Genomic DNA, 10,861 nt, shown 5'->3' with positions numbered 1-10,861 from the left:
CGCATCCAGTTTTCAATGTGCAACACACATTGATTGGTTTTAAACGTGATCATGGCCCGTTGGTCAAGTGGTTAAGACACCTCCCTTTCACGGAGGTAACAGGGGTTCGAGTCCCCTACGGGTCACCATACCATTTTCGGAGGCTTAGCTCAGCTGGGAGAGCGCCTGCCTTGCAAGCAGGAGGTCAGCGGTTCGATCCCCTCAGCCTCCACCATTATGATTTTGAATACGGAGCTGTGGTGTAGAGGCCTAACATGCCTGCCTGTCACGCAGGAGACCGCGAGTTCGAATCTCGTCAGCTCCGCCATTCTTTCATTACGTGCCGTTGTAGCTCAACTGGTAGAGCAACTGACTTGTAATCAGTAGGTTGGGGGTTCAAGTCCTCTCGACGGCACCATCTTTTTCAAAAAAATATGCGGTCGTGGCGGAATTGGCAGACGCGCTAGATTCAGGTTCTAGTGGTGTAACAGCCGTGGAGGTTCGAGTCCTCTCGACCGCACCATATTTTTTTGCGGACGTGGCTCAGTGGTAGAGCATCGCCTTGCCAAGGCGAGGGTCGCGAGTTCGAATCTCGTCGTCCGCTCCATTTTTGTTTCGGGACGTAGCTCAGCTTGGTAGAGCACCTGGTTTGGGACCAGGGGGTCGCATGTTCAAATCGTGTCGTCCCGACCATTATATGATTTACAGTATGTCTGAACTTGCTCAGTAATTGTAGCGCAAGAGCAGGCTTTTTTATTTGTAAACAACACATAAGAGCGATAGCTTATATATATGAAAGAAGCTTGCATTTCCACATGAAGAGTGGCTCTGCAAGCTTCTTTTTTTATAGGAATAAATGTGTTTAGAGCAGTGGGCTAGTTAACCGCAGCAATCGGGTTTCTAATGACTTTAACTTCGTAGAAGGTAATGGTATTGGAAATAATATAGTCCGGTGTTCCACCACGACGGGAATGAGCTTCACGGAAAGCATCGCTGCGAGTCCAAGCATTGAAATCCTCTTTCGTATTCCAGCGTGTAACAATGGAAACTTCCTCGTAGTCTTTCGTTTTCTCTGTCAATAAAACCTCAAGGCCAAGGAAACCCTCTGCTTTCTCTACATCGCCTACGCGATCGAAGCGCTCGATCAGCTTGTAAGCATTGCCTTTTGTAATATGGGATGCATTCGTCACAATAATCATTTTAGTGTCCTCCTGATTTTTTCTTGGATTCGGGATAATAAGGGGATAACCTTCATCAAATTTGATACGGGCATCCATGTTATAAACATCTTTTAAAAACTCTGAAGTTAGTACGGTTTGGGGTTCCCCTGTCATGGCAATTAATCCGCGTTTCATAGCAATCATATGGTCACAGTATGCAGCTGCTTGTTGGAGGTCATGTAAAACCATAACAATTGTAATCTGATGATCCCGATTAATCTGCTGCAGCATCTCCATTACATCGAATTGATGGGCAATATCGAGATAAGTAGTAGGCTCGTCGAGCAGAAGAATATTCGTTTTTTGTGCCAAAGCCATTGCGATTCGCGCTTTTTGCTGTTCACCTCCAGATAGAGTGTAAAACATTTGGTGCTGGTAACGCTTAGTGCCGGTAATGGTTAGTGCCCAATCGATGATGTCATTGTCTTCGTAAGTCATTTTGTTCTTGAACATAGGCTTGTGAGGCGAACGTCCAAAGGAGACGAGCTCACGTACCGTTAAGTCAGGAATCATTTCTTTGGATTGCGTAAGCATTGCGATATCTTTGGCAAAATCTTTGGATTTGTAGCTTTTAAGCGGCTTCTGATTAATAAACACTTCACCCTTGTCTGGCGTAAGCAGCTTGGTAATGACCTTCAGCATTGTCGATTTGCCTGATCCATTAGGACCAACAATGGCCGTGATTTTTCCAGAAGGGATAATCATATTGGCATCTTCCATTTCGAAAGCGCCGACGGATAAGCCTACATTTTCAATATGAATAGCAGCATTCATCGTATTGCCCCCTTTTTACGTAGTAGATAAAGAAAGAATGGTGCCCCCAAGCAGGCGAGAAGAATGCCTACAGGAAGCTCAATCGGATCAAACCAGGTACGTGCGAATGTATCTGCTAAAACGACTAAAGATGCTCCACCGACTATAGAAAGCGGAAGGAGAAAGCGGTAGTCGTCTCCGATAATTAAACGAACGGCATGTGGGACGACGAGTCCAACAAAACCAATTAGTCCAGCGACGCTGACGGCGGCTCCGGCTAATAGCGCTGCTAAAATAATGAGCAGAAAGCGCTGGATTTGAACTTTTTGGCCAAGCAGTTGGGCGGAGTCATCGCCCAGCAGCAGCACATTGGCAGGCTTAATGGCCAGGAAGCAGAGCAGCAAGCCGACTATGGCATAAGGTGCCATGAAGGAGAGGTGGCTCCAGCTTCTTCCGTTCAACCCACCTGCAAGCCAAGGTAGAACCGATTGTACACGGTCGCTATAGACGACCATAAGTCCATTTGTTACAGCTCCGAGCAGCGCATTAATGGCTACACCTGCGAGTACGATTTTGATAGGCGATGTCCCTTTGTCCCATGCGCTCAAATAGATCAGCAGGCAAGTAATGCTTGCGCCTAAAAAGGCTGCTATTGGCAGCATATAGCCAAGCTGCGGAAGAACAACCATTGTGATGACAGCTGCAAGTCCGCCGCCAGCGGAAACCCCAATAATGCCGGGATCCGCAAGGGGATTGCGCATTACGCCTTGCAGCAGAGCGCCTGATGCAGCTAGGCAAGCGCCTACCAGCAAACCAATAATAACGCGCGGCATTCTTAATTTCATAATGATGGTTTCGTAACGGGGATCGGCATCGGAAGTGAGAACCTGACCAATCTCTTTTAAAGTAATAGGTACAGAGCCGTAAACGAGACCAAAATATGTAACGAGCAGCAAAATAATAGGTGCAATTATGATAGACCATTTGCGTCGGCGGCTTCGCTGAGTTTTATTCATGGCTGCTGCTTCGCTCCATCTAGCATTTCAATCATAAGGGTGAGCGCATCTGTTACATGCGTCCCCGGGTTTGTGCCGAACAGTTCGGCAGGAAGCACTTCGATGGCATTATTTTTTACAGCATCAAGTCCATTCCAGGCAGCATTGCTTTGCATTTCCTTTAGGAAGGCATCCTTTACCTGATCCGGATTGCCATGCGTCATAATCATGACAACTTGTGGATTAGACTGAACAATTCTTTCTGAATTGAGCTGAGCATATTGTGGATAGCTTTGAAGCGCTTCATAGTCCGAGGCAATATTTTCTCCGCCGGCCATCTCCAAAATGTTGCCGCTGAGGGAGTTGGGCAGTGCAGCCATAAAGGTGCCCGGAGCGCCGTATACTAATAAAGCACGCGTCTTGTTTGTGCTGGCATTTGCTGCAATTTGGCTGAGCTTGCTATCGATTTCGGCAATAAGCTCTTCAGCGCGCGACTGTTTTTGCAGAAGCTGGCCTAACAGCGCAATTTGTTTTTTAATATCGTCTACAGAATTGGCAGAGGAGAGCACCATCTTGGCCCCAATGCTTTCGATAGTCGGGATATCCTTCGTATTCATAGGATTGTTGCCGAGAACGACATCCGCTTTCAAAAAGGCGATTTTCTCCAGATCGACCTCGTGAGTAGATCCGATTTGTTCCACGGCCTCTGCTTCTTCGTCGGCTAATGGAACGGAGGAGGTAGGACGGCCGACGAGTGTTCCCCCAAGGGCATAAATAATATCGGCTTCACCATTGCTTAACGCTACAATATGCGAAGGGACAGCAGCAAATGTTAGTTGCCTTCCTGCGAAATCGGTTATGGCCACGGTATTCTGTTTCTCAGCATTGCTCGTAACCCCTTGTGCAGCGTTCGAATCAACAGCTTGCGAGCAACCTGCTGCGGCCACTAGAAGCAGTGCCAGCAACACAGGGTATAAAATTTTCATATAATCCTCCCAATCCGATATGATAATGATTATTATTATTAAAATAATGATATTGTAAATGATAATCAATGTCAATAAGAAATAAACAATATATAGAAAAAAATAATATCAGCATATAAAATAATGAATTTAATATTTTTGAGATAAGATTATATTTATTTAAAATATAATAGAAAATAAGCATGGTTCAATAGTGAAATATAAATCGAATCTAAAGCTTTATAATTATATAAAGAAAAATAAAACAAAAAATATTGAAATAAGTGATTGACAAAATTAATACAGTTACGTTAATATCAAGTTGTCGGGCAGCTGAGAAACAGTCTGCTAGACATCCTAAAGAGCTGTGAAGGGCTTGATGAGCAGGCTTAGGAGAGGGGAAGAAAAGGTATTTTTTTTGACACTCAATTGATAATGATAATCATTAACTTGATTGTTGTCTACCTTTTCTCAACTATTTTTTTTCCATACGACAGGAGAGGAGGAGAAAGACTTCATTCGTAAACTCCCAATATCAGCTTTCTTAATTATTTGTTTTATGATTCTTCTTGCAGCGCCGGCGGCCTATGCGCAGAGCATGGTAGACGGTACATATACGATTGATTATGTCATCAAGAAAGCTGAAGACGAATCGGCATCTATGGCAAATGATTATTGGGAAAAGCCTGCCAAGGTTATCGTTGAAAACGAGAAAATAACAGTGCAGCTGCAAATTAATCATAGTGCTTGGGTAACAGAGTTTAAAGTTCCTGGCGGTGGAGGTTACGTGAACACGAAGGTTATCAGCAGCAGCAAAGCTAATGATACGCGGGTCGTACAGTTCAGCGTAGACGATTTGTCCCAAACGATGCTGTCTAAAATTCATGTCACGGTTCCAGATATTGATTATGATCATGACTACACTATACGTTTTGTGTTTGATACGAATAGCCTGAAGCTCGTAAGCGAGGCAGTAACTCCTGCGACAACGGAGACCACTCCCAAACTTGCAGAGTCTGTGGAAACAAAGGCGACTGCCACACCGACTCCTAAGGCGACTGCTTCCCCGAAAGCGACAAAGGCGCCTGCTAAGGATGAAAATGCTGGGGCAGCAGCAGCTATAGCTACACCGAAGGCTTCTGCTCATGCAACGCCAACTGCTGCTGAAGAAAAAGGCGCAGCTGACAACAGTGTAGTGGAAAGCGCTACCCCAACATCGGCAGAACCGAAGGAGGCAGCAGCAGGTGCTTCTCCTGAAGCTGTAGAGTCGCCGGAAGCATCAACTTCTACAGATGAGGCAACGGCTTCACCTGAGGAAGCTGACAAGGCAGTATTGGAAGTAGGAACAGACGAATCTGTTGACACTGCCAGTTCAACGGAGGCCGAAGTGACGACTGAGGATGCAGGCAAGGCTAGTGTAGCTGATACCGTTTCTGTAGAAGCTGCGGCAGAGGTAGAACCGCTTCAAGAGCGCTCCAATCATTGGGCAACACCATTGACGGTTGTTGGAATCCTTATTTTAGCAGGAGCTGCTATGTATTTTTATCGTAAGAACAAAACCAAAAACTAATAATAGGGAGTGTTTATAATTATGATTAAATCGTTCAAAAAAATGATGCCTTTGATGCTGTTGGTTATGGCTGTTGCACTAGTTGTTCAAGTAGGATCTGCATTTGCAGCAACTTCGCTGAACTTCACTGTTTTGAAACCAGACGGCACAGTTTCTTATGCTGACGCATACGCAAACAGCCCTGCAAGCCTTGCATCGGATAATAAAACCGTTACTTTGTCCTTCTCTGGCGGCAGCTACATCAACTCGCTGAGCATTTCCAATGATGGCGGCGCTACTTATACTGTTGTTTCTGCAACTACTCTTACAAACGGTGACAAACAATTTACTTTCGAAGTAAATGACCTTACTGCTCAAACAGTTGCTAAAATCCATGTTACAGTGCCACCATTCCCAGGCTACCCAGATGGCTACAACACTGTTCACGACATTAAATTCAGCTGGGATCTGTAAGATCATTCGCACAAATTAAACAAAGATAAAGTACAAGGACGGTCTGATTTAACCAGACCGTTCTTTTGCCGGGTAAATCAGCATGTTAGGGAATTACAAAGTCTTGCAAGCGAGACACGGAGATATTGGAAATAAATGAACTGTTAAAAGGAGAGTAAGCAGGGTGAAAAAGCAATATACAAAAGTGGTGGCATTGCTTCTGGCATTAGTACTAATGCTGCAAGTAGCAAGTGTTGGTTCAATTGCGCAAGCGGCAGTTACAACGGTGCCGGATGGCGAATATCCAATCAACTTTCGTTATTTGAAAGACAATACCAATGAAACCTCGATCTTAGAATCGATGGTTGTCGTACCTAATACAGGTAAACTGATTGTGAAAGACGGTAAGGCTCAATTTGAAAATGAATTTTTTAAATATACAGCATTTCAACATTTTTCTGCACGAATGGAAGGACAAGCGAAAGCAACCATTAATGGTCAAGCTATTACAGGTATGGATGGCTATAAAGCAGTAACGCCGACCTTGCTTGGTGATGGAACAAACCCGGATTCTGTTAAAGCGCGGATCGATATAGCCGATTTGAGCCAGCGTCAGGATATTCTGGTGCATATCGTTCTACCGGCTGCAAATTATGATAGCTGGTACAACTTGCAGCTAGATTTGGATACAACAACGCTTCCTACTGGTCCAATAGACGGCGGCGGTGACAATGGCAGCGGTAGTGAAACGGTAACACTTGAAAAGCTGAATGAGCTTTTCACAGTTACCAGATCCGTTTATGAAAGCACTTATGAAGGTACAGGAGATGGCTTCTATCCTGTTGGTTCCAAAACAAAGCTTTATAGTGCGATTCAATTGGCAGACGGTATCGCTGCATCAGCAGGCGGTAACATTGAACTGATTAAAGCGGCCTACGCCATTCTAAATGAGGCTAAAAAAGAGTATGAGGCTGGACGAATTAGCGTCAGCAAAATTGCTTTGTTCCAAGGAATTACAGATGCTGGTACATTCGCAGCTACTGTGAAAAATTCGGGAACAGCAGATAGCGGCAGCGGGACGAATATTGTAAGCGATGGAGAATATCCTTTTAATTCTGAGCTGATTATGCAAAATGCAATTAATACGGCGAATGGCTGGGCTTTTAATCGGGATGCTACCCAAAAACAAGTCAATGATGCCCTGCTTGCATTACAAAATGTAGAGAAAACTGTAAAAAATAGCCGCTACAATGCGCAGGTGCTAGATCTCATTGTTTTGAACTCTCTTGGCAGCGATGCTGAAATTTCGGAATTCGCAGGAGATTTTGCTTCGCAAATTACATTGCTGCAAGGTAAATTAAAGCATACAGTTGCTAATATTCCGTTTAAAACAGCGGTTGACGAGTCCGCTTTGAAAGCTTCTTTCCCATCGAGCGGAGGCGGATTTTCAACGGCCATTTCCCCACCATTTTATAAAGTGAACAGCCTTTCTGATGCAGACAAAACAATCTATCAGGTGGTAGTGAGAAACGATAATGCAACCGATGCTACATTCCAAGGCCTCTCGTACCTGGTCTACAAAACAGATTCAGTAACGAAATCCGTATATTTCAGCTATAACGCGGAACAATTCAAAACATTAAACGCTACTATTGAAGCAGCTCAATTGGTGCATGATCAAGCAGTTGTTGGTACAGAGGCTGGTCAATACGATAACAACACCAAAGCAGCGCTTCAAACGGCTATTGAAGCAGCTACAGCGAAAGCCGAGCAATTATCGGCTACAAGACCGCAATTAAACAGTGCCAACACAGCACTGGAGCAAGCGGTAACGGCATTTAAAGCATCGGCGAACCGTCAAATTAATTTTGCGGCTCTACATGCAACTAATCAGGCATTCTCCAGCATGGACAGCTACTTCTTGAAACCGGCAAATGTAACTTCGGTTGACGGTTCCACCTATGTGAGCTTTACGATTAAAGACAGCAGTATTGTTACAGCATTTAAAATTAAGGAAAACGGTGTACTAGTTGATTCTACCATTGTAAGCACAGATACAGCGGCTAATACAAGAGTAGTTAAGTTCAAAGTGAGTGATTTGACAGCGCTGCTGGACGCTCAGGTTCATATTTCCATGCCGACGGTCATTGATCCGAGATCAGGACAGCCTTATGAGGCGGACCATAACATTCGCTTGAGCTTTGGTACGGGTGATGCTACAGCTTTGAAAGCAAGCATAACTGCAGCTCAAAAATTGCACGATGAAGCTGCTGAAGGAACAGTAATCGATAAATACCCTGCAGAGGCAAAAACGAAGTTGCAAACGGCAATCAATGCAGCGAAAGCTATTACAACTAACCCGATAGCGACAGAAGCACAAGTAAAAGACGGAAGCACCGCTCTGGAACAAGCGGTTATTGCGTTTAAGGCTGCAAAGGTTCTAAGCAATGGCACGTATAGCATTGTGTTGAAATCATCAGATGAAAGTATTTCTGAGCATTTGGAAGCATCAGGAGTATTGACGTTCAATAGTGGAAGCAACGTGATTAGCTTCACTCCTAAAGCGGGAGTAACGATTAAGAAGCTGAAAAATAATGCAACGGGAGCAGAAATTCTTCCTATAGGCTCGACTGACAGAGCAAACAATGCTGCTTCGCTGACTAACGCTGTATTTTTGGCGACAATTGTAACAGGTACGCCTGTTAAATTCGCTGTTCCTAATCTGACTGATACGTATTCGCTTGTACTTGGAGTTAGCGGTGCGGCAACGGATGTGGAATATGCGGTTCAATTTGCTGACATTACGAAAACAGCGGATGCTCCTGTTGTCGAATTGCCAAATACGACGGTTCCAGGTCAACTGGCGAACGGCAACTACTTCCTGCAATATCAAATTAAAAAATATGGCACAGATAATAAATCCGTCATGCAGGATTATGTTATCTCACCAGGACTGCTGAAGGTTTCGGGCAGCACAAAAACATTCTATATGACGCTTACGAAGGACAAGGAAATTACAGGGCTCAAATTTAATGGTAATAATGTAAGTGTCGAGAGCAGAGATACGGTAAATAACACGCGGGTTGTTTACTTCAATGTTCCTGATCTTAACAGTACGATCGACGGCTGGGTTAAAATTGATTGGCCGGAAGTGGACTATTTCCACGAATATGATATTCAAATTAAGTTCGACCCTACAACTCTAGTAGCAACATCCGGTTCTGTAGCACCTGGTGTAGGCGATGTGGAAGTCATTGAAGAAAATCCAGCAGCCAGCGAAGATGACCTCAATGAGCCTGTTGTAACGGACTTCAAGGATATTCAAGGCCACTGGGCACAAGCATCCATTGAAAAAGCGCTGGAGCTTGGTATCGTCAAAGGTTACTCCGATGGCAAATTCCGTCCGAATGGCGTCATTACTCGCGCTGAGTTCGCCGTTCTGATCAGCCGGGCTTTGAAGCTCACGGATGGATCGACAAGTGCGACATTCAATGACAGCAAGCAAATTCCTGCATGGGCGAAGCCGCACATTGACCGTGCTGCGAAAGCGGGCTTGATCTCTGGCTATGCGAACGGAACCTTCCTTCCAAGCAGAGAAATTAACCGTTCGGAGCTGGCCTCCATTATCGTACGAGCAGCTAAGCTCGACATTGATGAGACGAACGAGCTAAGCTTCGCAGACGCTGCCTCAATTCCCGATTGGGCGAAAAATGACATTGCCGCTGCTGCAAAAGCTGGCTATGTACAAGGCAAAGGCGGCAATAAATTTGAACCGCTTGCTAATGCATCAAGAGCGGAAGCGTTGACGCTGATCATGAAGCTTCTGGAAACGAAATAAGCAGGAAACATGAGCACGCAGGGAGATAAAGGTACTTCCTTTATCGAATCCTGCGGCTCTTACACAAATGAAGCAAAGCTGACAAGGATGCCGGGGGACCGGTATCCTTGTCATGTTCTCATGAAGGGAGTTAGATAAACGGATGAATAACGCTTTTGGCAAAATGCTAGGGCTGCTCGGATTGATGGCGCTGCTTCTGCTAGCTGCCTGCTCGGCAACAGGCGCTGATCCCGCTGCCAAGGGGCAGCAGGGAACGGGCCAGTCTGCACAGGCTGGGCAAGCCGAGCAGGCGAAAAACACGGCTGAGCCGTCAGCCTCTCCTGCGGCCGAGCAGCGGGTCGTATCAACAACCGTCGCAATTACGCAAATGCTGGATGCGCTTGAAGTTGAGCTTGTAGGCGTGCCGACCAGCTCCAAGATGCTGCCTGCCCGCTATGATCAAGTGACAAGGGTAGGCAATCCGATGAGCCCGGATATGGAGCTTGTCAAATCGCTCAAGCCGACCGAAATATTGTCGGTTACGACGCTGGAGTATGACCTGAAGCCGGTTTTTGAAGCGGCGGGGATGCGGGCTGATTTTCTCAACCTTACGAGTGTGGAAAGCATGAATAATGCTCTTAAAAAGCTGGGCGAGACGTACAATAAGCAAGCACAGGCGCAAGCTATCGTCGATCAGTTCGAACAGAAGGTGGCGGAGATTCATGCTGCTACCGCAGAGAAGAAAAAGCCAAGCGTATTGATTTTGCTAGGGGTGCCTGGCAGCTATCTTGTGGCGACTGAGCATTCGTACATCGGCGATCTGGTCCGGCTTGCTGGCGGCGTCAACATTGTACAGGGTGAAAGTGTAGAGTATTTAGCGTCCAACACGGAATATTTGCAGCAGTCGAATCCGGATGTGATTTTGCGTGCCGCTCATGGCATGCCGGAGGAAGTTGTGAAAATGTTCGATAAGGAGTTTCAGAAAAATGATATTTGGAAGCACTTCAGCGCCGTACAAAACGGCCGAGTATATGATTTGGAAGAAGCTTTATTCGGAACGACGGGTAATTTATATGCTGTAGATGCTATCGATGCTTTGATGGGAATGCTTTACCCATAAGTGAATATGG

7 protein-coding genes and 7 tRNA genes are annotated in these 10,861 nt (G+C 45.5%); 11 read left to right on the top strand and 3 right to left on the bottom strand.

The annotated features are described in order from the left end of the window. Positions 1-53 precede the first annotated feature (53 nt). The 7 genes from ABEW34_RS12880 to ABEW34_RS12850 all read left to right on the top strand — a co-directional run bounded on the left by ABEW34_RS12880 (position 54) and on the right by ABEW34_RS12850 (position 672). Positions 54-128, top strand: a tRNA-Glu gene (locus ABEW34_RS12880). Positions 129-138: 10 nt separating this feature from the next. Next, a tRNA-Ala gene (locus ABEW34_RS12875) sits at positions 139-214 on the top strand. A 16-nt stretch (positions 215-230) separates the two neighbouring features. Beyond that, positions 231-307: transfer RNA gene (locus ABEW34_RS12870), tRNA-Asp, on the top strand. Positions 308-321: 14 nt separating this feature from the next. Beyond that, positions 322-397, top strand: a tRNA-Thr gene (locus ABEW34_RS12865). Between the two features lie 18 nt (positions 398-415). Then, positions 416-502: transfer RNA gene (locus tag ABEW34_RS12860), tRNA-Leu, on the top strand. Positions 503-511: 9 nt separating this feature from the next. Continuing rightward, a tRNA-Gly gene (locus ABEW34_RS12855) sits at positions 512-586 on the top strand. 9 nt (positions 587-595) lie between these two features. After that, positions 596-672: transfer RNA gene (locus ABEW34_RS12850), tRNA-Pro, on the top strand. A gap of 182 nt (positions 673-854) precedes the next feature. Here ABEW34_RS12850 and isdG read toward each other — a convergent pair. From isdG to ABEW34_RS12835, 3 genes are read right to left on the bottom strand one after another with little or no spacing between them, the layout of a single operon-like run. After that, a complete protein-coding gene (gene isdG / locus ABEW34_RS12845) occupies positions 855-1,973 on the bottom strand; it encodes a heme oxygenase (protein WP_430159178.1) in 1,119 nt (372 codons plus the stop codon). After that, positions 1,970-2,968, bottom strand: coding sequence for a FecCD family ABC transporter permease (locus ABEW34_RS12840; RefSeq protein WP_430159175.1), 999 nt, complete (start codon positions 2,966-2,968; stop codon positions 1,970-1,972). Before ABEW34_RS12840 ends, isdG begins: the two co-directional genes overlap by 4 nt. Next, a complete protein-coding gene (locus tag ABEW34_RS12835; RefSeq protein ID WP_430159173.1) occupies positions 2,965-3,933 on the bottom strand; it encodes an ABC transporter substrate-binding protein in 969 nt (322 codons plus the stop codon). Before ABEW34_RS12835 ends, ABEW34_RS12840 begins: the two co-directional genes overlap by 4 nt. Positions 3,934-4,366: 433 nt before the next feature. Between ABEW34_RS12835 and isdC the strand changes: the two genes are divergently transcribed. The 4 genes from isdC to isdE all read left to right on the top strand — a co-directional run bounded on the left by isdC (position 4,367) and on the right by isdE (position 10,851). Further along, complete coding sequence (gene isdC, locus ABEW34_RS12830) at positions 4,367-5,482, top strand: heme uptake protein IsdC (protein WP_430159171.1); 1,116 nt, start codon at positions 4,367-4,369, stop codon at positions 5,480-5,482. Positions 5,483-5,503: 21 nt separating this feature from the next. Next, positions 5,504-5,935: an NEAT domain-containing protein gene (locus ABEW34_RS12825; RefSeq protein WP_430159168.1), complete on the top strand. Its 432-nt coding sequence runs from the start codon at positions 5,504-5,506 to the stop codon at positions 5,933-5,935. A gap of 163 nt (positions 5,936-6,098) precedes the next feature. Beyond that, entirely contained in the window at positions 6,099-9,752 is a 3,654-nt protein-coding gene (locus ABEW34_RS12820) for an NEAT domain-containing protein (RefSeq protein WP_430159165.1), read from the top strand. A gap of 142 nt (positions 9,753-9,894) precedes the next feature. Beyond that, on the top strand, positions 9,895-10,851 hold the full coding sequence (isdE, locus tag ABEW34_RS12815; RefSeq protein ID WP_430159163.1) for a heme ABC transporter substrate-binding protein IsdE: 957 nt from the start codon (positions 9,895-9,897) through the stop codon (positions 10,849-10,851). Positions 10,852-10,861: the final 10 nt, after the last annotated feature.

It is taken from the genome of Paenibacillus algorifonticola, assembly GCF_050481745.1.
GTDB lineage: Bacteria > Bacillota > Bacilli > Paenibacillales > Paenibacillaceae > Pristimantibacillus > Pristimantibacillus algorifonticola_A.
The sequence above is the reverse complement of the archived record's forward strand: the minus strand, read 5'-3'. Positions and strand labels throughout refer to the sequence as shown.

Coding starts and splice junctions, on each gene's coding strand:
- isdG (WP_430159178.1), bottom strand. CDS start 1,973: ATGAATGCTGCTATTCATATTGAAAATGTAGGCTTATCCGTCGGCGCT.
- ABEW34_RS12840 (WP_430159175.1), bottom strand. CDS start 2,968: ATGAATAAAACTCAGCGAAGCCGCCGACGCAAATGGTCTATCATAATT.
- ABEW34_RS12835 (WP_430159173.1), bottom strand. CDS start 3,933: ATGAAAATTTTATACCCTGTGTTGCTGGCACTGCTTCTAGTGGCCGCA.
- ABEW34_RS12825 (WP_430159168.1), top strand. CDS start 5,504: ATGATTAAATCGTTCAAAAAAATGATGCCTTTGATGCTGTTGGTTATG.
- isdE (WP_430159163.1), top strand. CDS start 9,895: ATGAATAACGCTTTTGGCAAAATGCTAGGGCTGCTCGGATTGATGGCG.